Source organism: Saccharothrix tamanrassetensis, assembly GCF_014203665.1.
Classification (GTDB): Bacteria; Actinomycetota; Actinomycetes; order Mycobacteriales; family Pseudonocardiaceae; genus Actinosynnema; species Actinosynnema tamanrassetense.
Window position 1 is genome coordinate 163,026 of sequence record NZ_JACHJN010000006.1, and the last position, 23,098, is coordinate 186,123.

Sequence of the window (23,098 nt, forward strand, 5' to 3'; positions counted from 1 at the left end):
ACCAACGAGCCCCCGAAGTCACGTTCAACTCCTCGACACGACCGGTGCCGGCCATAGCTGGACCTGAAGGTTGCCACCACCTTCAAGCACCTGCGGTCGTTCAGTCGGAAACCCTCCCGACCAGCCAAAGTGAGGAATTTTCGTAATTACTCAATTTGCGCACTAAGCAAACATCCCAGCGGCATAACGGATCGGTGGCAAGTCGGACCGACCGAATGCCGTAACGTTCTCAGAGCCATTCGACGTAGTTGGATTCCGTCGTTGCCCCCTATGTCCTGGAGATCACCCATGCGCCTAGCAGCGCGCCACTTGTTCGGAGCAGCCGCCCTGCTCGCGGCAACCACGCTGGCCGTCATCCCCCTCGCCACCGCCGCCCCCAAGACCCACGACTCCGGTGACCCGCGCGCGACCGTGCACGAGGCCAACGTCGACATCGGCCAGCTGGGCAACGCGTGCGCCGCGGTAGGCCTGCCGGGCGAGGAGCGGGAGCTGACCGGCGGTTACCACGTCGAGGGCGCCAACATCGACATCACCGCCCACCCGGACGGCTACCGGATCACCGGCGTGGTGGTGAAGGGCTCCTCGGCCGCCAACGTCTACTACGCCACGCCGCCGGCCAACGTGCAACCGCTCGGCGCCATCCCGTGGCTCGACCTGCACCCCCCGCTCAACTCCAGCGACGAACCCGCCGGCATCAGCCACTGGTTCGTGTGCGCGGCGGAAGCCGAAACCCCCAGGGGCGACGTCCCCTCCAGCACCACCGCGTCGAGCAGCAGTGCGAGCAGCGCCACCGGCAGCACCGCCCCGACCACCGTCAGCTCCACGCCGGCGGCCGGCAGCTCCACCCCGTCGACCAGCACGTCAGCCGCGGCAACCGCCATCACCACCACAACGTCGGCCTTCGCGCCCGCCGACGCCGGCGGCTCCCGCTCGAACGACGACCTGGCCAGCACCGGCTTCGGGTCCCTGTGGCTGCTGTTCGTCGGCCTCGCCCTGATCGCAGCCGGCGCGGTGTTCGTGGCGTCCCCCAAGCTGCGAGCCCTACTCCGCCGCTAACCCCACCAGCCCCACGCGCCAGCGCACACCGGTCCCTCTGCGTGTCATCCCCGTATGGCCTGCCCGCAGGGAACCGCATGTGTCAAGGGCAGATCGGTCGCGCGATCACCGCACACCCATGATCGATCTGCCCTTGACGCATGTGGTTGTCTTTGACCTGGCCATACGGGGATGACACGCAGACCCACCGCCCTGCAAAGCTCGAAGAGCTTCGCAGGGCTCTTGTGGAGATCCTTGGCGGCCAGCCCGTCCGGCGAGGACGCTTTCAGCCCTTCAACCCTGCCCGGCGAGTCCACCCGCCCAGCAGGACGCTTCCAGCCCTGCAAGCCTGTCCGACGAGGCCACCCGCCCAGCAGGACGCTTTCAGCCCTTCAGACCTGCCCAGCGAGGCCACCCGCCCAGCAAGGACGCTTCCCCCCGCGGATGCCACCGCCGCCCCGCCTTCACCCCGCGCGACCCCCGCCTCACACCCGGCTCCCACCACTGTGAGCTGCGCTACCTCACTTGATCCAGGACCCGGCCCAGGCGAGCCCCCGAGAACGCGCCCGTCTACGATCCGGTGAGCCGACGTGGCGAGCCAGCCCGGCCACCCGGCCAAGTCAGCACCAGACAGTGCAGGAGGCACCGTGACGGCCGTAGCCCCGCAGCCGATCGCAACGCGGCCCTTCGGGACTCGCGAGGCGGTCAAGGGTTCGTTCCTGCTGCGGATGTTCCGCACCACGGACCACAAGCAAATCGGCATCATGTACCTGGTCACGTCGTTCGCCTTCTTCATGGTGGGCGGCGCGATGGCGATGCTGATCCGGACGGAGCTCGCCCGGCCGGGGATGCAGTTCCTCTCGCAGGAGCAGTACAACCAGCTCTTCACCATGCACGGCACGGTGATGCTGCTGCTGTACGCGACCCCGATCGTGTTCGGTTTCGCCAACTTCATCCTGCCGCTCCAGATCGGCTCGCCCGACGTGGCGTTCCCGCGGCTCAACGCCTTCTCGTACTGGCTGTACCTGTTCGGCGGCCTGATCGTGATGGCCGGGTTCATCACGCCCGGCGGCGCGGCCGACTTCGGCTGGTTCGCCTACACCCCGCTGTCCAACGCCATCCACTCGCCCGGCGCGGGCGCCGACCTGTGGATCTCCGGTCTGGTCGTCGGCGGTCTGGGCACCATCCTCGGCGCGGTCAACATGATCACCACCGTGGTCTGCCTGCGGGCGCCCGGCATGACCATGTTCCGGATGCCGATCTTCACCTGGAACATCCTGGTGACCTCGGTCCTGGTGCTCCTCGCGTTCCCGATCCTGACCGCCGCGCTGCTCGGCCTGCTCGCCGACCGCCACCTGGGCGCCCACGTGTTCGACCCCGCCAACGGCGGCGTGATCCTGTGGCAGCACCTGTTCTGGTTCTTCGGGCACCCGGAGGTCTACATCGTCGCGTTGCCGTTCTTCGGCATCGTCTCCGAGATCTTCCCGGTGTTCAGCCGCAAGCCGATCTTCGGCTACAACGGCCTGGTCTACGCCACGCTGGGCATCGCGGCCCTGTCCGTCGCCGTGTGGGCGCACCACATGTACGCCACGGGCGCCGTGCTGCTGCCGTTCTTCGCGTTCATGACGTTCCTGATCGCGGTGCCGACCGGCATCAAGTTCTTCAACTGGATCGGCACGATGTGGAAGGGGCAGTTGACGTTCGAGACACCGATGCTGTTCAGCATCGGGTTCATCGTCACGTTCCTCTTCGGCGGCCTGTCCGGTGTGCTGCTCGCCGCGCCGGCCATCGACTTCCACGTGTCGGACACCTACTTCGTGGTGGCGCACTTCCACTACGTGCTCTACGGCACGATCGTGTTCGCCACGTTCGCCGGCATCTACTTCTGGTTCCCGAAGATCACCGGGCGGATGCTGGACGAGCCGCTGGGCAAGCTGCACTTCTGGACCACGTTCCTCGGCTTCCACGCGACCTTCCTGGTGCAGCACTGGCTGGGCAACGAGGGCATGCCGCGCCGGTACGCCGACTACCTGCCGTCCGACGGCTTCACCACGCTGAACACGATCTCCACGATCGGCGCGTACATCCTGGGCGCGTCCACGCTGCCGTTCATCTGGAACGTGTTCAAGTCCTACCGCTACGGCGAGACCGTGCACGTGGACGACCCGTGGGGCTTCGGCAACTCGCTGGAGTGGGCCACCTCGTGCCCGCCGCCGCGGCACAACTTCACCGAGCTGCCGCGCATCCGGTCCGCGCGTCCCGCCTTCGAGCTGCACTACCCGCACATGATCGAGCGGTTGCAGGAAGAGGCGCACGTCACGTTCACCGGCAAGTCCATCCCGCACGACGACGCCAAGCCCACGGTGTTCGAGGCGGCCGGTCAGGCTGTGCAATCGGGCACAGCTTCGGAGGGCACCGAGCACGACCACAAGTAACCTGAGCGCAGGTTCAACGACGAGCCCCGACGGCCCTCCGGTCGTCGGGGCTCGTTGCTGTCTGGCAGAGGAGCCACCAGTGAGCAACCCCAGCGCTGCGAGCACACCCGGCGCGAGCACACCCGGCGCGAGCACACCCGCCACAGGCAAGCCCGCCGCGAGCAGGCCCGGCGCAGGCACGCCCGGCGCCACCCCCGTCCTCATCACCGTCACCGGTCCCGACAAGCCCGGTGTGTCCTCGGTGCTGTTCGCGGTGCTGACCCGGCACGGCGTGGACGTGCTCGACGTCGAGCAGGTCGTCATCCGGGGCCGCCTGGTGCTCGGCGTGCTGGTCGCCGCCGGGCACGACCCGGAGGGGTTGCAGGAGTCCGTCGAGCAGGCCATGGCGACGGTGTCCATGCACGTCGAAGTGGAGATCGGCGCGGACTCCAAGCGCACCGCGCGGCTGGAGTCCAGCCACGTCATCATCCTGCTCGGCCGTCCGGTGACCGCTCGGGCGTTCACCGAGGTGGCTCGCCGGCTGGCGTCGCTCGGGGTGAACATCGACGCCATCCGAGGGGTCGCCGACTACCCCGTCACCGGTCTTGAGCTGCGGGTCTCCGTTGCCGCCGACACGGCGGACGCGGATTCGGCGCTGCGCGAGGCGCTGGCCGAGGTCTCCGTCCGGGTCGACCTGGACATCGCGGTGGAGCGGGCCGGGCTGACCCGGCGGGCGAAGCGGCTGGTGGTGTTCGACGTGGACTCGACGCTCATCCAGGGCGAGGTGATCGAGATGCTCGCCGCGCACGTGGGGGTCGAGCCGCAGGTCCGGGAGATCACCGAGGCCGCGATGCGCGGGGAGCTGGACTTCGCCGAGTCGTTGCGGCGGCGGGTGGCGCTGCTGGAGGGGCTGGACGAGTCGGTGCTGGACGAGGTCGCCGGGTCGCTGGAGCTGACCGCGGGCGCTCGGACCACGGTGCGCACGTTGAAGCGGCTCGGGTTCCGGTGCGGGGTGGTGTCCGGCGGGTTCACCCGGGTCATCCAGTCGCTGGTGGACGACCTCGGGCTGGACTTCTGCGCGGCCAACGAGCTGGAGATCGCGGACGGCCGGCTGACCGGGCGGGTCGTGGGGGACATCGTGGACCGGCCCGGCAAGGCCGTGGCGCTGCGGCGGTTCGCCGAGCAGCAGGGGGTGCCGCTGGCGCAGACTGTGGCGGTGGGCGACGGGGCCAACGACATCGACATGCTGGGTGCCGCCGGGCTGGGCATCGCGTTCAACGCCAAGCCCGCCCTGCGGGAGGTGGCCGACACGGCGTTGTCGCACCCGTTCCTGGACGCGGTGCTGTTCGTGCTCGGGGTCACCCGGGCGGAGGTGGAGGCCGCCGACGCGGCGGACGGGTTGGAGCTGGTGCGGCCGTGAACCCGATCCTGCGGATGCTGGTGGACCGGCACTACGCCACCGACCCGGAGGACCCCGCCGCGGTGCGGGCCATGCCGGTGGTGTTGCGGATCGAGCGGGTCGACCCCCCTTGCCGGACGGACGTGCTGGAGGCCGCCGCCGCGGCGGCTGTCGCGGTGTGCCTGGACCCCCGGGCCGAGCCCGGCGGGGAGTGGCACGACGAGCTGGTGGCCTGGGTGCGGGGACGGATCCGGAAGGTGTCCCGGCGGGCCCGGGGTGCGCACTGGGAGGCTGTCCAGGGCCTGCCCGGCGTGACCGTCTCGGTGGGACGGGCGGAGGTCCGGGCGTTCGTGCCAGGACGGGTGGCGGACCTGCCCAAGGAGCTGTCCCGGTTGCAGATCTCCGGTTCGGAGCTGCCGGTCGACGAGCCGGGGGAGATCCCCGAAGGCGCGTACGTGCTGTGGCTGAACCCCCAGGTGGAGATGACCGCCGGGAAGGCCGCGGCACAGGTCGGGCACGCTTCGATGCTCCTCGCTCCCACGTTGAGCGAGGAGGAGCTGAAGGAGTGGGCCGCGGTGGACTACCGGTGTGCGGTGCGGACGCCTTCTCCGGGTGAGTGGGATGCGTTGCTGGCGAGGCCGGACGCGGTGGTGGTGCGGGATGCCGGCTACACCGAGGTCGACCCCGGAACGGCGACCGTGGCGGTATACCGGGGCTGACCGTGTAGGTCATGACCTGACCTACACGGGCCGTAGCTTCGGGGCATGACGATTCTGGTGACCGGTGCGACCGGTGTGGTGGGGCGGAACGTGGTCGACCAGCTCCTGCGAGCCGGTCAGGGAGTACGAGCGGTCACGCGGCGGCCTGAGGAGGCCGGGCTGCCCGCCGAGGTCGAGGTCGTGGCGGGGGATCTGGGCGAACCTCGGGCGGAGTGGTTCGCCGGGGTGGAGCGGATGTACCTCTTCCCGGCCGGGGACGGGCAGGCGGCGGCGGAAGCCGTTCGGTGTGGGGTGCGGCGGATCGTGGACCTGTCGGCGGCGGCCGTGACGCTCGGGCTGCACACCAACCCGGTGGAGCAGGCCGTGGAGGAGTCGGGGGCCGAGTGGACCCACGTGCGGCCGGGTGGGTTCATGACCAACCTGCTGCCGGTGTGGGCGCCTTCGATCCGGGCTCGTCGGGTGGTGCGGTACCCGTTCCCCGACGAGGCTTCGGTGCCGGTGCACGAGGCCGACATCGCGGCCGTCGCCGTGGCCGCGATGTTGGAGGACGGGCACGCCGGGCGGGCGTACACGTTGACGGGGCCCGAATCCATCACCGCCCGCGAGCAGGTCGCGGCCATCTCGGACGCGCTGGGGGAAGAGGTGCGGTTCGAGGTCGTGTCACGCGAGGTGGCGCGGGAGGAAATGCTCGCGCTGGGCGGGTTCGCCGCGGAGAACGCCGATCTTCTGCTGGGGTTCGTGAACTACGACGGTGGGGAGGCGTCGGGGGAGGGGTTCTCGGACGACGACTACTCGGCGTTGCTCAAGCCTTGGCCGGATGTGGAGCTCGCGACGGGGCGGGCTGCGCGGTCCTACGGTCAGTGGGCGCGGGACCACGTGGCGGACTTCCGCTAGGTGCGGGTGGTCGGGTGGTTGGGTGGTCGCTACCGGTGGGGTGAAGAGCGTAAAAGCGTCCTCGCCGGACGGGCTGGCCGCCAAGGATGGGGGGCAAAGCTCTTCGAGCTTTGCGGGCGGTGGGCTGCGTGTCATCCCCGTATGGCCTGGTCGAAGACAACCACCCTTGTCCGGGAGGTGCAAGCGAAGGGCGTGCTTGCACCTCCCGGACAAGCGCGGTTCGCTGCGCGCAGGCCATACGGGGATGACACGCAGCGGGGAAGGTGCGCGCTGCGCGCGGCTGAGGGGCGGCCGGGGTGGGTGCGGCCGGGGTGGGCGGCTGGGGGCCTGGGTCAGTTGTTGGCTGCGTCCAGGCGTTTGAGGGCTGCTCGGACCACTTCCGGGTCGTAGGTGGTCCAGAAGGGGGGTAGGGAGGCTCGTAGGAAGCCGCCGTAGCGGGCGGTGGCCAGGCGGGGGTCGAGGATGGCTACTACGCCCTTGTCGTTCATGGAGCGGAGCAGGCGGCCGGCGCCTTGGGCCAGCAGCAGGGCGGCGTGGGTGGCGGCGACGGTGAGGAAGCCGTTGCCCCCGCGGGACTCGACTGCTTTCTGCCGTGCCGACGCCAACGGGTCGTCCGGGCGGGGGAAGGGGATCCGGTCCATGACGACCAGTTGCAGGGCCGGTCCCGGGACGTCCACGCCTTGCCAGAGGGACAGGGTGCCGAACAGGCAGGTCTCGTCGTCTTCGGCGAAGCGCTTGACCAGTTGGCCGGTGGCGTCGTCACCCTGGCAGAGGACCGGGTAGTCGAGCTTGGTGCGCAGGGCTTCGGCGGCTGCCTTGGCCGCCCGCATCGAGGAGAACAGGCCCAGGGTCCGGCCGCCGGCGGCGTTCACCAGGCCCTCCAACTCGTCCACGTAGGACGGTGGCAGGCCGTCTCGGCCCGGCGGGGGCAGGTGCCTTGCCACGTAGAGGATTCCGCTGCTGCCGTGTTCGAACGGCGAGCCCACGTCGAGACCCGACCAGCGGGGTTGGCCCGCGTCGGACGGCGGTTCCTTGTCGGTCGCGGTGCCTTCGGCCTTGCGGGCGTTGGACGCAGCGGGGAGGCCCCACTGGCGGGCCAGGGTGTCGAAGGTGCCGCCGAGGGTCAGGGTCGCGGAGGTGAGGATGGTGGTGCGCTTGCCGAAGAGGCGTTCGCGCAGCAGGCCGCCCACGCCCAGCGGGGCCACCCGGAGGGACGGGGTCTTGTTGCGGTCGGCGAAGTCGCCGGAGATCCAGACGACGTCGTGGTCGTTCTCGAACGCGCCGAGGATCCTGGCCGCGCAGTCGTGCACGTCGTCCAGCAGGGACCGGGCCAGCTTGCGGGAGGTGGCGCCTTCCACGTCCTCCTTGCGTTCCGGGCCCAGGGAGGTGATGCAGGCGTGCGCGGCGTCCTTGGTGGCGCGCAGGGCTCCCTGGAGAGCGGTGGGAAGCGAGTCCAAACGGCCGGCGGGAGCGTCTTCGAGGAGCATGGCCAGGCCGTCGCTCGCTTCCGCCATGCGGTCGGCCACGCCCTGGTCGATGAGTCGGCCGCAGCGCCGGGCCGCGGTGGCCACGAGGGAGGCGCTCAGTTCTTCCGTTGCCACGGAGGTGACCCGGTCCACCAGGTCGTGCGCCTCGTCGATGACCACCACGTCGTGGTCGGGGAGGACCTGGTAGCCCTCCAGGGCGTCGATGGCCAGCATGGCGTGGTTGGTCACCACCACGTCCGCCCGGCCCGCTTCGGCCCTGGCGCGTTCGGCGAAGCAGTCGACGCCGACGGGGCACTTCGCCGCACCCAGGCATTCCCGGGCGGTCACCGAGACCTGGCGCCAGGACTGGTCGCTCACGCCGGGGACCAGTTCGTCCCGGTCGCCGGTCTCGGTGTCGGAGGACCAGTCGTGCAGGCGTTTGACCTCGCGGCCCAGGCGGGAGACGGCGAACGGGTCGAAGAGGCCGGCGTCCTCCGGCTCGTCCGGGGCACCGGTGTGGACGCGGTGCATGCACAGGTAGTTGCGGCGGCCTTTGAGGATCGCGAAGCGGGGTTCCCGGCCCAGTTCCTTGCGCAGGGCCTTGGCCAGCCGGGGGAGGTCCCGGTCCACGAGTTGGCGCTGGAGGGCGATGGTGGCGGTGGAGATGACCACCGTCGACTCCTCGGCCACCGCGTGCCTGATCGCCGGGACGAGGTAGGCCAGCGACTTGCCGGTGCCGGTGCCCGCCTGGACGGCGAGGTGCTCGCCGGTCCGGATCGCGTGCTCCACCGCTTCGGCCATGGCTACCTGGCCCTCGCGCTCGGCTCCGCCCACCGCCTGCACGGCAACGGCTAGCAGGGACCGGGTGTCGGGGATGGCGGTGGTGGACGGCACGCGAAGACGGTACCCGGACGCACCGTCGGAATCCGGTCGGCACCCGGCCCGCCGTCCGCGGACCGGGCCGGGTGCGACCGGCGGGTCACTTGCGCTTGACGAGTGCCCAGGCGGCCGGGAGCAGGCCCGCCGCCAGGGCGATCTTGACCGCGTCGCCGATCAGGAACGGGGTGACGCCCGCGGCCAGGGCCTTGGTGAAGCTCAAGTGGGCGGCGGCCATCAGCCACGGCACGCCGAACGCGTAGATCACCAGGTTGCCGACGGCCATGGTGCCGACCGTGCGCAGCGGGGTGCGGTCACCGCCCCTGGCGGCCAGGTGGCCGACCAGCACGCCGGCGAAGACGAAGCCCACCACGTAGCCGAGGGACGCCGGCATCCCGGACGACGCGCCCTGGAACCACGGCACGCCCGCGACGCCCGCGATCAGGTACAGCACCATCGCCGCGCCGCCGCGCTGCCACCCCAGGGCCGCGCCGACGAGCAGGGCGGCGAACGTCTGGCCGGTGATCGGCACCGGGCTGCCCGGCACCGGCAGGGCGAGCTGCGCGGCCAGGCCGGTCAGGCCCGCGCCGGCCACGACCAGGGCGATGTCGCGGGCCAGTGCGCCGGGCACCAGGTCGGCCAGGACGCGGCGACCGGGAACAGCGAGGACGGACACGGGGACCTCCTGGGGATCGGACTCGCCTCGGAGGTTAACGGGCGATCACTCGCCCGGTCTTCGTCGGAGTTCCACAAAGTCGCGGATCTCACGCTGTTCACGAGTCCAGCGCCACCCTGCCGGTCACGCGTTCGGTGTTGCGCCTGGTCTTGGTCCAGCCGTTGCGGCCCCGGACGAGACGGCCCAGGGCGCGCCACGACGTGAGGTAGAAGGTGTAGATGTACAGGGCGTAGCCGAAGCCGTACGCGATCGACCTGGCGAAGCCCACCCCGGGTTCGCACCGTGCCCGGTAGACCGGCCCCCAGAGGACGAACGGCAGCAGGCCGAACGCGCCGTAGACGGTGAAGAGGATCCACGCGCCCTCGGCGAACCACTGCCACACCTCGCCGGGGTCGGTGAGCGCGCGGTGCGCGAGCAGGAGCACGGGGATGGGGTAGACCAGGGTGCCGAGCAGCTGCATCCACGGTTGGGCGAGGTAGTACATCATCTCGGCCGCGCCGAGCGTGGACAGGTGCGGCGAGTCCCAGATCCGCCTGAGGTAGCGCAGGCACTGCATGGTGCCCTGGCCCCAGCGGGTGCGTTGGGCCAGGAAGCGGCGGAGGCTGTAGAGGCCCTCCTGGTGGACGTGGGTGTCCGTGGTGAAGCCGGTGCGCCAGCCCGCGGTGAGCAGGTGCACGCCCAGCTCGAAGTCTTCGAGGAGCGAGCCGCGCCAGGGCCGGCCGGTGGGCCCGGCGATGGCGTCCAGCGCGGACAGCCTGGTGAACTGGCCGTTGCCGCCCGTGGAGATGGTGCCGGTGACGCCGCGGGAGAGCTGGATGGCGGCGATGGCGGTGCGGAACTCCAGGTCCTGCATGCGGACCAGGAGCGCGCCGAACCGGGCCCGGGCGCCGGACACGTGCTGTTGGCGGACACCGGCGTTGATCATCCGGACGTCGACCTGGACCGCGCCGACGGTCCCGTCGCCGAACAGGTGGTCCGCCGCGCACACCTCCAGGCAGTTCGGTGCCGGCCGGCCGTCGGCGTCGACCACGACGATCACCGCGCGGTCCGCGTCGGCGTGCCGGCCCATCCACAGCTTGACCGTCCGGTAGGCGTCGTTGAGGGCGTCGCCCTTGCCGGTGCGGGCGTGCGGGCGGTGGCGGCGGACCAGGTGGACGTTCCGGTCGCCGCCGAAGCCGCGCACGACGGCCGCCGTGGCGTCGTCGGAGTCGTCGTCGACGACCCAGACGTGCGCGATGGGGAACGTCGTGCGCAGGTAGTGGACCGTGTCGCCGACGACCGCCTCCTCGTCCCGGCACGGCACCAGGAAGTGCCACTCGAACGACTCGGCCCGTCCGGTCGGCGCGGGCCGGTGGCGCAGGTACGGGACGACGATGAGCAACACGTAGGTCACGAAGGCGACGCTCATCGTCAGCGCGAGGGCCTGGGTGAAGCCCAGCACGACGTCGGCGTCCAACGTCGCCTCCGCGGCGGCGGACGACTCGGCGCGCGTCACCTCCTCGTCGCCAACCGGACGAAGGCCACCAGCGCAGCCGCGCCGCCGAGGACGCTGACCACGGAGCCGAGCAGGGTGTGACCCCAGTAGTAGCCGGTGTCCACGCCCAGCCACCTCACCAGGCCGACGAGCGAGAGCACGCGGAACTGGTTGACCACCACCACGGCGGCCGTCGCCGCGGCCAGGGCGACCAGCACCCGGCGGGTGATGCGGGGGCGCAGCGCGATCATCGCCGCGCCGACCAGCAGCAGCGGCACGACGAGGAACGCGGACGTGCACTCGGGCGTCATGCGCAGCCCCAGCGGGGTGTCCGAGCCGAGTCCGAAGTAGACGGTCTGGCGGTCCGCGACGACCGCGACGCCGCCGTGGTCGAGGACGCCCAGGACCAGTCCGGACAACGCGATCTCGGCTGTCCGGTAGGCACGGTGCGCGAGCACCAGCCCGCCGGCGGCCACTACCAGTGCGACGACGATCACCCGGTCGAGGTGGTCGGTGCGGGGCACGGTAAACGCCACTGAACAGTTCCTTTCATCCGTCCGAGGCCGCCCGATGGGGCTACCAGGTGGTCATCGGCCCCCTTCACGGTGATCTTCACTCCCGGATCGGGTGACAACGTGAAGCTTCTTCGGTCTAGGGGTCCACTTTGGGTGGCCGCAACTGGGCGGTTCGAGTGGACGGCGTCCCTCTTTACGGTCAGCAACCCTTAATCCGAGCGGTGGAACGCCGATAGGGGCAATTGCTTGACAAGAGTCGTTCCCGAGAGAGGAGCTCCATGCGTGTGCGAATGACGGGCCTGGCCGGACTGGCCGCCATCGCGGCCCTCCTGGTCGGCACCGCGCCCGCCTCCGCGGCGCCCGGCGACGCCGCCGCCCACGGCGCGAAGCTCGGCCTGTCGCTGCCGGCCGGCAACGCGGTCTCGGCCGGCCCGTTCGCCGCCGCCGACGCGAACGGACCCACGACCGACACCTTCGCGGGCGTGGACCTGCCCGACGTGCTGACGACCGGCGTGATCGACACATCGGCCGAGCGGGACGACAAGACGGGCGGGGTCCACTCGCGGGCCAGTACCGCCGACGTGCGGCTGGACCTGCTCAAGGCGATCACCGGCGGCGTCTCCGCCGAGGTGGTCGAGGCCGAGTGCTCGGCGACCCAGAAGGGCGTCACCGGCTCGGCCAAGCTCACCGGGCTGGACCTCGGCGAGCTGGGCACGGTCGACGCCGACCCCGCGCCCGGCACGACGGTCGACGTGGACCTGGGCGGCGTGGACATCGCGAAGGTCGTGTTCAACGAGCAGATCCGCAACGCCGACGGCAGCCTCACCGTCAACGCCGTGCACCTGACGCTGATCGGCGGCGTGCTCGGCTCCGTGGGCACCGGGGACCTGGTGCTGTCGTCCGCGACCTGCGGGCCCGCCGGGCTGCCGATCCCGATGGCGTCCGGCGCGGGCCTGTGGATCGGGCTGGGCGTGCTGGGTCTGTTCGCGGTGCCGGCAACGGCCGCGGCGATCCGCCGCCGGCGCGCGATCCCGGCGGTCTGAGGTGTACAAGGTCCCCGGTACCGGGGTCGCCGCGGGAACGGGCGTGGGCTCGTTGGCGGCGACCGGCGCGGGTGTGACGTGGTGGGTGGTCGCGGCTGTCGTGCTGCTGCTGGCAGGTGTGTTCCTGACCCACGCCGCCCGCCGGCGGCGGATGCGCCCGGACGCCTAGTGCGAGCGGTGCCCGGCGGGACTGCCCCGACGCCGCCGGGTACCGCGCCGTGAGAACCCCTGGTTGTGCGAATCCCCGGTGCCGCAACGCCCCGGCACCCGACGGCACCGCGTCGTCCCCGCCTGTCGCGCACCGCGACTGCCCGGACGGCGGCGCGTCGTCCTCGACCGCCGCGCATTCCGCACCGCGGCGTTCCCTGCGACACAAGGAGCAAGGTGAAGGAAGTTCTGCTGCTCGCCGGCACCCGACCCGAGGCGGTGAAGATCGCACCCGTGGCGCTCGCGCTGGCCGACCACCCCGTGCTGCGCCCGCTGATCGTCCGCAGTGGACAGCACGAGCGCATGGTGGAGCAGGCGCTGAGCGCGTTCGACCTCAGGCCCGACATCGTGCTGGACACGCCCCGGGTGACCGGCAGCCAGGCCGAGTTGCTGGCCGCGCTGGTGCCCGCGATCGACCAGGTGCTGCGGGTGCGCGACCCCGCCGTCGTCCTCGTGCAGGGCGACACGACCACCGCGCTGGCCGGTGCGCTGGCCGCGTTCTGGCGCGGCATCCCGGTGGCGCACCTGGAAGCCGGGCTGCGCACGGGCGACCTGGCCGGGCCGTTCCCGGAGGAGGGGACGCGCCAGATGATCGCCCGGATCGCGGCGCTGCACCTCGCGCCCACCGACGACGCGGCCACGGCGCTGGTGGGGGAGGCGCTGCCGGCCGCGGAGATCGTGGTCACCGGCAACACCGTGGTGGACGCGGTGCGGCGGGTCGCCGACGCCGACCTGCCGGTGCGCGACCCGGCGCTGGCGGCGCTGGAGGAGGAACTCGACGCCGGCTCGGACCGGCTGGTGCTGGTCACCGTGCACCGGCGCGAGTCGTGGGGCGCGCCGCTGGACCGCGTGCTGCACGCGGTGCGGGCGCTCGCCGACCGGCACCCCGACGTGCGGGTGCTGCTGCCCGTGCACCCGAACCCGGTGGTGCGCTCGGCGGTGCGGGCGGTCCTGGGCGGTCACCCCCGGATCGTGGTGTGCGAACCGCTGGACTACCCCGACCTGGTGCGCGCCCTGCGCCGGGCCTCCCTGGTGCTGACCGACTCCGGCGGCATCCAGGAGGAGGCGCCGACGTTCGGCGTGCCGGTGCTGGTGCTGCGCTCGTCCACCGAGCGGATGCCGGCCGTGGACGCCGGGTGCGCGTGGCTGGTGGGTACGGACACCACCCGGATCCTGGCCGAGGCGGGATGGGTGCTCGGGTCGCGGCTGCGGCTGCCGTCCGGGCGCAACCCGTTCGGCGACGGCGGTGCCGCGGCCAGGGTGCGCGCCGCGCTGGAGCGCTTGGTCGGATTGCCCGCGATGTTCTCCTCGGCGTTGCCGATGCGCATTCCGTCGTGAATCGCACCCCATTGCAGACCACTCGATCGGGTATTCAATTCCACCATAGGGGTGACGTATTCGAGCGGGTGGTGAGCGAGTCCTGTTCGGTTCCCGAATATTCCATGGGAAAGCAATACGAGAAGGGCATCCCATGAACCACATCCTCGCGCGCCGAGCCGGGGCGGTGGCCGCGGCGCTGGCGCTCGGCCTGGCCGGCGCGCCGGCCCACGCGGCGGCACCGGCGGGCGTCGCGTCCACCGGGTCGGCCGACTTCACCAAGGCGGGCCGCCAGGTCGTCGTGCCCGCCCAGGCGCAGTGCGCGGTCGGAGGTCCGACGTCTGCCTCGTCCACCGCGGTGTCCCAGCCGGGCATCCGGTTCGGCGAGGGCAGCTCGACCTGCACCACCACCGTGGTCGACCCGCAGAGCGACACGACCGAGACGAAGTCCACCGCCGACGGCAACGACTTCGAGCTGTCCGCGCTGATGTCCGCGGGCGGACCCCGGCTCAAGGTCGGCAAGTGGCGGATCAGCTGCATCGGCAAGCAGAACGGCACCGAGGCGGGCTGGCAGGTGGACGGCCTGAGCGGCTTCCCCGGCCTGCCCGAGGACATCCCGGCGAACTACGTGCACGAGGTGAAGGACTCGGCGGGCACCGTGCTGGCCCGGGTCACGTTCAGCGAGGTCATCCTGCCCGACCCGAACGACGGCAGCCTGACCATGAACCTGATGCACTTCCGCTTCACCGAGGCGTCGACCGTCACCGGGGACGTCGTGGTCGGCTCGGCGGCCTGCTCGCCCACGCCGTAACCCGCACCACTTCGGCCCGGCCCCGTCATCGGCGGGGCCGGGCCGAAGCCGCGCCTGGTCGGCGGGCCGGGCGCGGAAGCCGTGCCCGGCCGGCAAGTCGGGTCGGAGCCGGTCAGCCGACGTGCGGTGAGCCCTCCAGGGCCACGCCGGCGTCGCGCAGCCGGTCCAGTGCGGCGTCCACGGTCGGCTGCGCCACCCCGGCCGTCAGACCCAGCAGCACGGTCGTGTCGAAGCCGGCCGCGGCGGCGTCCAGGGCCGTCGCCCGCACGCAGTGGTCCGTGGCGATCCCGACCACGTCGACCCGGTCCACGTGCCGCGCCCGCAGCCAGTCCGTCAACCCCTCGCCACCGCCCGCGGCTCCCTCGAACCCCGAGTACGCCGCCGCGTAGGCACCCTTGGAGAACACCGCCTCCACCGCCGTCACGTCCAGCTCCGGGTGGAACGACGCGCCCGCCGTCCCGGCCACGCAGTGCACCGGCCACGAGTCCACGTAGTCCGGCGTCTCGCTGAAGTGCCCGCCCGGATCCACGTGGTAGTCGCGCGTCGCCACCACGTGGTCGTAGCCACCGGCCGCCACGTGCGCGGAGATCGCCGCCGCGACCGCCGCTCCACCCGCGACCGCCAGCGACCCGCCCTCGCAGAAGTCGTTCTGCACGTCCACCACGATCAGCGCCTTGGTCATGTGCCGTCCTCCTCGCCAGGCCTAAAGGAAAGTCGTCGGGATCGCCGGTTCGCCGCGGGACAGCTTCAAACCCTCCCACGGCACGCTCACCAGCGCGGCCCGCAGCCGTTCCCGGCTCTCCGCCAGGGTGTCCAGGCCGTCGACCCGTCGGCCGGCGCGGATCAGCGGCACCGGCAGCAGCCGGTCGTGCGGGCCGAGTTCCGGGGTGTCGTCGGAGGGGAACACGACCTCCTCCAACGCCGTCCCGGTGTCCTTGTGCCGGCGCAGCGCGTTCTTGCGCCCGCCCCGGGACTCCTTGTGCGAGCTGCGCTTCGCCACCGGCCGGCCGTCGACGTCCACCAGCTTGTAGACCATGCCGGCGGTCGGCGCGCCCGACCCGGTGACCACGGACGTGCCGACGCCGTAGGCGTCCACGGGCTCGGCGCGCAGCGCGGCGATCGAGTACTCGTCCAGGTCGCCGGACACCACGATCCGGGTGTTCTTCGCGCCCAGCGAGTCCAGCTGGTCGCGGGCCTGCCGGGCGAGCACGCCCAAATCGCCCGAGTCGATCCGCACCGCGCCCAGCCCCGGTCCGGCGACCTCCACGGCCGTCTTGATGCCCGCGGTGATGTCGTAGGTGTCCACCAGCAGCGTGGTGTCCGCGCCCAGCGCCTCCACCTGGCTGCGGAACGCCTCTTCCTCGCTGTCGTGCAGCAGGGTGAACGCGTGCGCGCACGTCCCCGCCGTCGGGATGCCGTGCCGCCGCGCGGCCTCCAGGTTCGACGTCGCCGTGAAACCCGCCAGGTACGCGGCGCGCGCCGACGCCACGGCGGCGTCCTCGTGCGTCCGGCGCGACCCCATCTCGATCATCCGGCGGCCGTTCGCGGCACCCACCATCCGGGCGGCGGCGGACGCGATCGCGCTGTCGTGGTTGAGGATCGACAGCGCCAGCGTCTCCAGCACCACACCCACCCCGAACGGGGCGCGCACGGACAGGATCGGCGAGCCGGGGAAGTACAGCTCACCCTCCGGGTAGCCGTCCACGTCACCGGTGAACCGGTAGTCCGCCAGCCAGTCCAGCGTGGCCCGGTCCACCACGTCCGTCCGCTCCAGCAGCTCCAGCTCGGCCGGCCCGAACCGGAACGCGTCGATCGCGTCCAGCAGCCGGCCGGTGCCCGCCACCACCCCGTACCGCCTGCCCTCGGGCAGCCTGCGGGCGAACACCTCGAACACGCACGGCCGGTCGGCGGTGCCGTCGCGCAACGCTCCGGCGAGCATCGTCAACTCGTAGTGGTCCGTGAACAGCGACGTCGACATGAGGTCAGAGCCTAAGCTCGCCCGGCTCGTTGTCGCAGGAGGTGGCCCTATGGGCTCCGCCACGAACCGGAACATGACACCATTGGCGGTATGACCACGCCCGTCGAGCATGAGCGGACGCAGGTTGACCCGGCGCCCGAGGAGGTCCGCACCGAGGACCGTCCGTGGCAGACGCTGGTCTGGAACGACCCGGTGAACCTGATGTCCTACGTGACGTACGTGTTCCAGAAGCTGTTCGGCTACAGCCGTGACCACGCGACGAAGTTGATGTTGGACGTCCACCACAAGGGCAGGGCGATCGTGTCGTCCGGATCGAAGGACAAGGTGGAGGCCGACGTGGCCAAACTGCACGCGGCCGGGCTCTGGGCGACCATGCAGCGTTCGTCGTGAAGAAGTGGACCCGCACCGGCGACACCGTCCTGGGGCGCTTCGACCGGCAGGAGGCCGCCGTGGTGCGCGGCCTGGTGAGCCAGATCCAGGACATGCTGGTGGCCCGCGCCGAGGAAGCCCCGCAGGACGAGCTGGCCGAGCTGACCGGCATCCGGACCGGCCCGTCCACGCCGCCGGACGACCCGATCCTGGGCCGGCTGCTGCCCGACTTCCACCGGCTGGACCCGGACGCGCCCGATCCGGCCGAGGTCGACTCGGCCAACGCGCTGCGCTCCCTGCACGAGCCGGAACTGCTGGACCGCAAGACCGGTGTCGCGGCCGTGGTGCTGGAGACGTGCCCGCCGGACGGCGGCGAGGTGCGGCTGCGGCTGGAGGAGGCCGAGGCGTGGCTGTCGGCGTTGAACGACGTGCGGCTGGCCCTGGGCACGGCGCTGGACGTGCAGGAGGACATGCCGGACGAACTGCCGCCGGACGACCCGCGCTCGCCCCACCTGGGCGTCTACCACTGGTTGACGTGGGTGCAGGAGACGCTGGTCGAAGCGGTCATGAGCTGATGCTGGTCGGCCGCGTGCCGGGCGCGACCGTAGTGCTCACGCCGGCCGGCGCGGTGGCGGGCGTGGACACCCGCGGCGCGCCCTGGGGAACCCGCGAACTGGACCTGCTCGACCCGTCGACGCTGGTCCAGCGCGTGCACGCGATCGTGCTGGCGGACGACCTGGCGTCGGTCGGCGGGGTCGTGCGGTGGCTGGCGGAACGCCACCACGGGTTCCCGGTGGGGACGCGGGCAGGCGAGGTCGTGCCGATCGTGCCCGCCGCCGCGGTCGGCTCCGGTGGGGACGACGTGGGCTACCAGGCCTGCGAGGCCGCCGTGGCGGCGGCGGGGGCGGTCGTCCCGGACGCGATCGTCGTGGTGGGTCAGACGGCGGCGGCACTGGTGGTGGTCGATGCCGAGTTGGACAAGGCCGGGTGTCGGCGGGTGGCCATGTCGGCTCACGACGGCCTGGTCCGGGCGGGCGTGCGGCTGCCGGCGACGGTGTTCGCGCTGGCCACCGGCAACCCGACCGGCACGGGGCTGGACGACCTGTGCACGGCGGCGGCGAACGCGGTGCTCGACAGCGCGACTCGCCGGTAGCGCTCGACTCGTGAGTAGCAGCGTGACTCGCGGGTGGCCCCGTGACTCGTGAGTGGCGGCTCGACTCCCGGGTGAGGGCTCGACCCGCCGGTGGATGTGCGGCTCGTGGGCGGTTTGCCGTGCCCGTGGCGCGGTAACCAAGGGCCTATGAGCCGGTTGACTCGGGTGTTGCGGAAGATCGAGCAGAGCAAGGGGCTGGACCGGGCGGCGGGGGCGCTGGCCGAGGCGATCCCTTCGGCCATCCGCAGTTCCCGCCTGCTGCGCGGCGAGCCGCTGGGGCACCCGGCGCACCCGGTCGTCGTGATGCTCCCGATCGGCCTGTTCTCGGCGTCCGCCCTGCTCGACCTCATCCCCGGCGAGGGCAAGGCCGCGCAGGCGATGATCGGCGTCGGCCTCGCAGCCGCCCCGGCCGCCATCGCCACCGGCCTGGCGGAGTACACGACCCTGGACGAGCGGCAGCGCCGGACCGCGTTCGTGCACCTGGTGGCCAACGCGGCGGCGAACGTCCTCTACCTCACGTCGTTCCGGCTCCGCGTGCACGGCTTCGGGCTGGTCGCCCGAGCGGTGTCCACGGTCGGTCTGGCCGCCCTGGGCGCCGGCGGCCTGCTCGGCGGCCACCTGGCGTACACGCAGGCAGCGGGGGTCGAGCGCGAGCCGGCCTAGTGCGGGTTCTCACACACCGGGACACCTTCCGCCACCACGTAAGATGAACACGTGCTGGTGATCCGCCGTGACCTCGTCGACGCGATGGTGGCGCACGCCCGTCGCGACCACCCCGACGAGGCGTGCGGGATCATCGCGGGCCCGGAGGGCTCCGACCGCCCCGAGCGGTTCATCGCGATGGACAACGCCGAGCGCTCGCCGACGTTCTACCGGTTCGACTCGGCGGAGCAGCTGAAGGTCTGGCGCGAGATGGACCGCAACGACGAGGTGCCGGTGGTCGTCTACCACTCGCACACCGCCACCGAGGCCTACCCCTCGCGCACGGACGTGTCCTACGCGAGCGAGCCCGACGCCCACTACGTCCTGGTGTCCACCAAGGACCCGGAGCAGCACGAACTGCGCTCCTACCGGATCGTGGCCGGCGTGGTGACCGAGGAACCGGTCGAGGTCGTCGAGTCGTACATGTTCGCGCACACGGGCTCGGACGACACGCCCGACTGTCGCTGACGCTCCGCTGTCGCACCCCTCTCCCGATATCCGGCTGCTCTCGGAGGTTCCAGCATGGCCGTCACCGTCTCCATCCCCACCATCCTTCGCACCCACACGGGTGGGAAGAAGTCGGTCGAGGCCGCGGGCACCACGCTCGCCCAGGTCATCGACGACCTGGAGGCCAACCACGGTGGTCTGAAGGCGCGCCTGGTCAAGGAAGGCTCGCTGCACCGGTTCGTCAACGTCTACGTCAACGACGAGGACGTCCGCTTCGCGGGCGGACTGGAAGCGTCGGTCAAGGACGGCGACACGGTGACGATCCTCCCGGCCGTCGCAGGCGGCTGACCATGGCCCGGTACGAGTCGCTGCTCGACGCGGTCGGCGGCACGCCCCTGGTGGGGCTGCCCCGGCTGTCGCCGTCGAAGGACGTGCGGCTGTGGGCGAAGCTGGAGGACCGCAACCCGACCGGCTCGATCAAGGACCGCCCGGTCCTGATGATGATCGAGGAGGCGGAGCGGTCCGGCCGGCTCAGCCCGGGGTGCACCATCCTGGAGCCGACCTCGGGCAACACCGGCATCGCCCTGGCCATGGCCGCCAAGCTCAAGGGCTACGGCCTGGTGTGCGTGATGCCCGAGAACACGTCCACCGAGCGCAAGCAGCTGCTCCAGGCCTACGGCGCGCGGATCGTGTTCTCGCCCGCCGCCGGCGGCTCGAACCAGGCGGTGGCGCGGGCCAAGGAGCTGGCCGAGCAGCACCCCGACTGGGTGATGCTCTACCAGTACGGCAACCCGGCGAACGCGGGCGCGCACTACCACGGCACCGGGCCGGAGATCCTCAAGGACCTGCCCTCGATCACGCACTTCGTGGCCGGCCTGGGCACCACCGGCACGCTGGTCGGCGTCGGGCGCTACCTGCGCGAGCAGAAGCCGGGCGTGCAGATCATCGCCGCCGAGCCGCGCTACGGGGAGCTGGTGTACGGGCTGCGCAACCTGGACGAGGGCTTCGTGCCGGAGCTGTACGACGCGGACGTGCTGACCGGCCGCTACTCGGTCGGCTCGTACGACGCCCTGCGCCGGACCCGGCAGCTGCTGGAGGTGGAGGGCATCTTCGCGGGCATCTCCACCGGCGCGATCCTGCACGCGGCGCTGGCCGTGGCGGAGAAGGCCGTGGGGCGGGGCGAGCAGGCGGACGTGGCGTTCGTGGTGGCCGACGCGGGCTGGAAGTACCTGTCCACCGGCGCGTACGCCGGGACGCTGGACGAGGCCGCCGAACGGCTCGACGGTCACCTCTGGGCGTGAGCAGGGGAGTCCGGTCACCGGACTCCCCTCCCCACCTCCGTCACGGGGCGACCACCCGGCCGTCCACGATCCTGCCGGGGCACAGGCCCTTCGCCCGCAGGCCGCGCACGATCTGCGGCACGGCGTCCACGGTGTTCTGGTGGCCGTCGTGCATCAGCACGATGCCGCCCGCCGTCGCGCTGGTCGCCGACCGCACGATCTCCTCGGTCGACTTGCCGCTCCAGTCCAGCGTGTCCACCGTCCACAGCACCTGCGTGAGCCCTTGACGTTCGGCTTCGGCCTTCACGGCGGCGTTCGTGTCGCCGTACGGCGGGCGGAACAGGGTGGGCGTGCGGCCGGTGATCTTGCGCAGGGCGGCCTGCGTGTCCGCGATCTCCTTCGTCAGCTCGTCCGGCGTCAACCGGGTCAGGAACGGGTGCGAGAAGGAGTGGTTGGCGATCCACATGCCGGCCCGCACCTTCGCCCGCACCAGGTCCGGGTGCTGCTGCGCGCGTGAGCCGATGTCGAAGAACGTGGCCCGTGCGCGGGACGCCCGCAGCGCGGCCAGCAGCGGCCGGGTGAAGTCGGTGTACGGGCCGTCGTCGTAGGTCAGCGCCACGTACCCGGAGCAGCCGCCGGGTGCGGCGGTGGCCGGGACGATCGGTGCGACGGACAGCAGGGTCAGTGCGAGGAGTGTTCTCAGAAGCATCTTGGCTCCTTGAATAGGTGTCCGCCCACTATCTGGTGACCTGGCCCGGGCGGACAACGGTTCCGGGCGGATACCTGCGGTCTCAATTGGCCGGTCGAGCTGCCCGAATACCGCTGTCGTCCATTCGGTCCTAGCCGTCGTGCCGGCCCTATTCCTACTATTCGCCGAAACCCTCGGCGCGCGACGTGGTGGTGGCCCTTGACGTTGTCCGAAGCGGACCGGGACCTGCTGGCCCACGCGCTGGCGGTCGCCCGCTCCCACACCCGGTGGCGGCACCACAGCGTCGCCGCGACCGGCCGTGCCGCCGACGGCCGCACGTTCACCGGCTTCAACGTCGCCCACTTCGCCGGCGGGCCGTGCGCGGAACTCGTGGTGCTCGGTGTGGCGGCGGCCGACGGCGTCTACGAACTGGACGCGATCGTGGCGACCGACGCGAACGGCGTCGTCCTGCCGTGCGGGCGGTGCCGTCAGGTCCTGTGCGACCTGATGCCCGGGGTCAGCGTGATCGTGACGGATGCCGAAGCGGTACCGGTCACCACCCTGCTCCCCCAGGCGTACCGGTGGTCGGAGCACTTGGCGGCGCTGGAGCAGCGCGGCCGGTGACGAGGTCGCGATGCGGCCGGCGGGCTCCGGGGAATAGCCGGAAGTGCCCGATTCGAGGTCCCGGCGGGTTCTCCACCGCAGTACGCGCCTTCCCGGTCCGGGCCGCTATACGCGAAACCGCAGCCGGAATTCGGATCGGTACCCCGGTTGATGCATCCGAGTGAATCTCACCCATTGATATCGTCAGGTTCCCGGCAGGTTCTTCTCCGCATTTTTGCCGAGAGCCGGCTGCTATCGTGCCGGGCATGCAATTGACCGTGCTCGGTTGTTCGGGCAGCGCACCCGGCCCCGATCTGCCGACTTCGGGCTACCTGGTCGAAGTGGCCGGGGTCCGGATCGCGGTCGAGCTCGGCGGCGGCGTGTTCGGCGCGCTGCAACGCCGGTGCGACCCGTTCGAGCTCGACGCCGTCCTGCTGTCGCACCTGCACCTGGACCACTGCGCGGACTTCAGCGCCCTCACCACCTACCTGCGCGCCCACCCGTCACCGCCCGCGTCGCTCGGCCGGCTGCCGGTGTTCGCGCCGGCCCACGCCCCGTCCCGGCTGGCCGCCGCGCACGCCGATTCCGAGGAAGAACTCGCGACGCTGCGGCTGGAGGAGACGTTCGACTTCGTGCCGTTGCGGGCGGGGCGCTTCACGGTGGGGCCGGTGACCATCGACGTGGCCCCGATGCGGCACATCTGCGAGGCCTACGCGTTCCGCATCTCGTACGAGGGCGCGTCCCTGGTCTTCACCGGCGACACGGTGCCGTGCCCGGAATTGGTGGAGCTGGCGCGCGGGGCGGACCTGCTGCTGGCCGACGCGGCGTGGCGGGAACAGGCCGGACGCGCCAACTACCTGCACATGAGCGGCCGGGAGACCAGCGTGGTGGCGACCGAAGCGGGTGTCGGGCGGTTGGTGCTGACCCACGTCCTGCCGTGGTCGGACCGCAACGGCGTGCTGGCCGACGCCACCGAGGCCTTCGCCGGCCCGGTCTCCCTGGCCGAACCGGGCGCGATCTACGTGGTGTGAC

At 71.6% G+C, this 23,098-nt stretch carries 25 protein-coding genes; 18 read left to right on the forward strand and 7 right to left on the reverse strand.

Annotated features, from left to right (window positions below):
- Positions 1 to 288: 288 nt before the first annotated feature.
- From FHS29_RS20240 to FHS29_RS20260, 5 genes are all read left to right on the forward strand, one after another.
- Complete coding sequence (locus FHS29_RS20240; RefSeq protein ID WP_184692669.1) at positions 289 to 1,056, forward strand: hypothetical protein; 768 nt, start codon at positions 289 to 291, stop codon at positions 1,054 to 1,056.
- Between the two features lie 626 nt (positions 1,057 to 1,682).
- On the forward strand, positions 1,683 to 3,470 hold the full coding sequence (gene ctaD / locus FHS29_RS20245; protein WP_184692671.1) for an aa3-type cytochrome oxidase subunit I: 1,788 nt from the start codon (positions 1,683 to 1,685) through the stop codon (positions 3,468 to 3,470).
- A gap of 202 nt (positions 3,471 to 3,672) precedes the next feature.
- Complete coding sequence (serB, locus tag FHS29_RS20250) at positions 3,673 to 4,869, forward strand: phosphoserine phosphatase SerB (protein ID WP_184693311.1); 1,197 nt, start codon at positions 3,673 to 3,675, stop codon at positions 4,867 to 4,869.
- A 14-nt stretch (positions 4,870 to 4,883) separates the two neighbouring features.
- Entirely contained in the window at positions 4,884 to 5,567 is a 684-nt protein-coding gene (locus FHS29_RS20255; RefSeq protein ID WP_221456385.1) for a peptidyl-tRNA hydrolase, read from the forward strand.
- Positions 5,568 to 5,612: 45 nt separating this feature from the next.
- Complete coding sequence (locus tag FHS29_RS20260; RefSeq protein ID WP_184692675.1) at positions 5,613 to 6,461, forward strand: NmrA family NAD(P)-binding protein; 849 nt, start codon at positions 5,613 to 5,615, stop codon at positions 6,459 to 6,461.
- A 332-nt stretch (positions 6,462 to 6,793) separates the two neighbouring features.
- Here FHS29_RS20260 and FHS29_RS20265 read toward each other — a convergent pair whose 3' ends face one another.
- From FHS29_RS20265 to xrtP, 4 genes are all read right to left on the reverse strand, one after another.
- Complete coding sequence (locus FHS29_RS20265) at positions 6,794 to 8,821, reverse strand: ATP-dependent DNA helicase (protein ID WP_184692677.1); 2,028 nt, start codon at positions 8,819 to 8,821, stop codon at positions 6,794 to 6,796.
- An 85-nt stretch (positions 8,822 to 8,906) separates the two neighbouring features.
- Positions 8,907 to 9,479, reverse strand: coding sequence for a biotin transporter BioY (locus FHS29_RS20270; protein ID WP_184692680.1), 573 nt, complete (start codon positions 9,477 to 9,479; stop codon positions 8,907 to 8,909).
- 97 nt (positions 9,480 to 9,576) lie between these two features.
- Positions 9,577 to 10,935 carry an XrtP-associated glycosyltransferase gene (locus tag FHS29_RS20275; RefSeq protein WP_512700868.1) on the reverse strand — a complete coding sequence of 453 codons (1,359 nt, stop codon included), beginning with the start codon at positions 10,933 to 10,935 and terminating at the stop codon, positions 9,577 to 9,579.
- Between the two features lie 35 nt (positions 10,936 to 10,970).
- Positions 10,971 to 11,489 carry an exosortase P gene (gene xrtP / locus FHS29_RS20280; protein WP_312865012.1) on the reverse strand — a complete coding sequence of 173 codons (519 nt, stop codon included), beginning with the start codon at positions 11,487 to 11,489 and terminating at the stop codon, positions 10,971 to 10,973.
- 257 nt (positions 11,490 to 11,746) lie between these two features.
- Between xrtP and FHS29_RS20285 the strand changes: the two genes are divergently transcribed.
- From FHS29_RS20285 to FHS29_RS20300, 4 genes are all read left to right on the forward strand, one after another.
- Positions 11,747 to 12,511 (forward strand): choice-of-anchor protein CoaP, encoded by a 765-nt coding sequence (locus FHS29_RS20285; RefSeq protein WP_184692682.1) that lies wholly within the window; start codon positions 11,747 to 11,749, stop codon positions 12,509 to 12,511.
- A 1-nt stretch (position 12,512) separates the two neighbouring features.
- Positions 12,513 to 12,680: an LAXTG motif-containing small protein gene (locus FHS29_RS20290; RefSeq protein ID WP_184692684.1), complete on the forward strand. Its 168-nt coding sequence runs from the start codon at positions 12,513 to 12,515 to the stop codon at positions 12,678 to 12,680.
- Positions 12,681 to 12,895: 215 nt separating this feature from the next.
- Positions 12,896 to 14,056 (forward strand): non-hydrolyzing UDP-N-acetylglucosamine 2-epimerase, encoded by a 1,161-nt coding sequence (gene wecB, locus FHS29_RS20295; RefSeq protein WP_184692686.1) that lies wholly within the window; start codon positions 12,896 to 12,898, stop codon positions 14,054 to 14,056.
- Between the two features lie 133 nt (positions 14,057 to 14,189).
- Positions 14,190 to 14,846, forward strand: coding sequence for a hypothetical protein (locus tag FHS29_RS20300; protein ID WP_184692688.1), 657 nt, complete (start codon positions 14,190 to 14,192; stop codon positions 14,844 to 14,846).
- Positions 14,847 to 14,958: 112 nt separating this feature from the next.
- Here FHS29_RS20300 and FHS29_RS20305 read toward each other — a convergent pair whose 3' ends face one another.
- Entirely contained in the window at positions 14,959 to 15,528 is a 570-nt protein-coding gene (locus FHS29_RS20305; RefSeq protein ID WP_184692689.1) for an isochorismatase family protein, read from the reverse strand.
- A gap of 21 nt (positions 15,529 to 15,549) precedes the next feature.
- Entirely contained in the window at positions 15,550 to 16,824 is a 1,275-nt protein-coding gene (locus tag FHS29_RS20310; protein ID WP_184692691.1) for a nicotinate phosphoribosyltransferase, read from the reverse strand.
- Between the two features lie 90 nt (positions 16,825 to 16,914).
- Between FHS29_RS20310 and clpS the strand changes: the two genes are divergently transcribed.
- From clpS to FHS29_RS20345, 7 genes are all read left to right on the forward strand, one after another.
- Complete coding sequence (gene clpS / locus FHS29_RS20315; RefSeq protein ID WP_184692693.1) at positions 16,915 to 17,214, forward strand: ATP-dependent Clp protease adapter ClpS; 300 nt, start codon at positions 16,915 to 16,917, stop codon at positions 17,212 to 17,214.
- Positions 17,211 to 17,768, forward strand: a complete 558-nt coding sequence (locus FHS29_RS20320; RefSeq protein ID WP_184692695.1) for a DUF2017 domain-containing protein — start codon at positions 17,211 to 17,213, stop codon at positions 17,766 to 17,768. Before clpS ends, FHS29_RS20320 begins: the two co-directional genes overlap by 4 nt.
- The gene (locus FHS29_RS20325) at positions 17,768 to 18,346 is read left to right on the forward strand and encodes a peptidase S58, DmpA (RefSeq protein WP_221456338.1); all 579 of its coding nucleotides are present in this window, start codon (positions 17,768 to 17,770) and stop codon (positions 18,344 to 18,346) included. Before FHS29_RS20320 ends, FHS29_RS20325 begins: the two co-directional genes overlap by 1 nt.
- 147 nt (positions 18,347 to 18,493) lie before the next feature.
- Positions 18,494 to 19,009 (forward strand): DUF2231 domain-containing protein, encoded by a 516-nt coding sequence (locus tag FHS29_RS20330; RefSeq protein WP_184692697.1) that lies wholly within the window; start codon positions 18,494 to 18,496, stop codon positions 19,007 to 19,009.
- A gap of 51 nt (positions 19,010 to 19,060) precedes the next feature.
- Positions 19,061 to 19,516 (forward strand): M67 family metallopeptidase, encoded by a 456-nt coding sequence (locus FHS29_RS20335; RefSeq protein WP_312865014.1) that lies wholly within the window; start codon positions 19,061 to 19,063, stop codon positions 19,514 to 19,516.
- A 54-nt stretch (positions 19,517 to 19,570) separates the two neighbouring features.
- On the forward strand, positions 19,571 to 19,843 hold the full coding sequence (locus FHS29_RS20340) for a MoaD/ThiS family protein (RefSeq protein WP_184692699.1): 273 nt from the start codon (positions 19,571 to 19,573) through the stop codon (positions 19,841 to 19,843).
- Positions 19,844 to 19,845: 2 nt separating this feature from the next.
- Entirely contained in the window at positions 19,846 to 20,796 is a 951-nt protein-coding gene (locus FHS29_RS20345; protein ID WP_184692701.1) for a PLP-dependent cysteine synthase family protein, read from the forward strand.
- A gap of 40 nt (positions 20,797 to 20,836) precedes the next feature.
- On the opposite strand, the gene FHS29_RS20350 is transcribed toward FHS29_RS20345, so the two are convergent.
- Positions 20,837 to 21,484 (reverse strand): polysaccharide deacetylase family protein, encoded by a 648-nt coding sequence (locus FHS29_RS20350; protein WP_184692703.1) that lies wholly within the window; start codon positions 21,482 to 21,484, stop codon positions 20,837 to 20,839.
- Positions 21,485 to 21,682: 198 nt separating this feature from the next.
- Here FHS29_RS20350 and FHS29_RS20355 point away from each other — a divergent pair, with 198 nt between their 5' ends.
- The gene (locus FHS29_RS20355; protein WP_184692705.1) at positions 21,683 to 22,087 is read left to right on the forward strand and encodes a cytidine deaminase family protein; all 405 of its coding nucleotides are present in this window, start codon (positions 21,683 to 21,685) and stop codon (positions 22,085 to 22,087) included.
- Positions 22,088 to 22,332: 245 nt separating this feature from the next.
- Positions 22,333 to 23,097, forward strand: a complete 765-nt coding sequence (locus FHS29_RS20360; RefSeq protein ID WP_184692707.1) for an MBL fold metallo-hydrolase — start codon at positions 22,333 to 22,335, stop codon at positions 23,095 to 23,097.
- Position 23,098 lies beyond the last annotated feature (1 nt).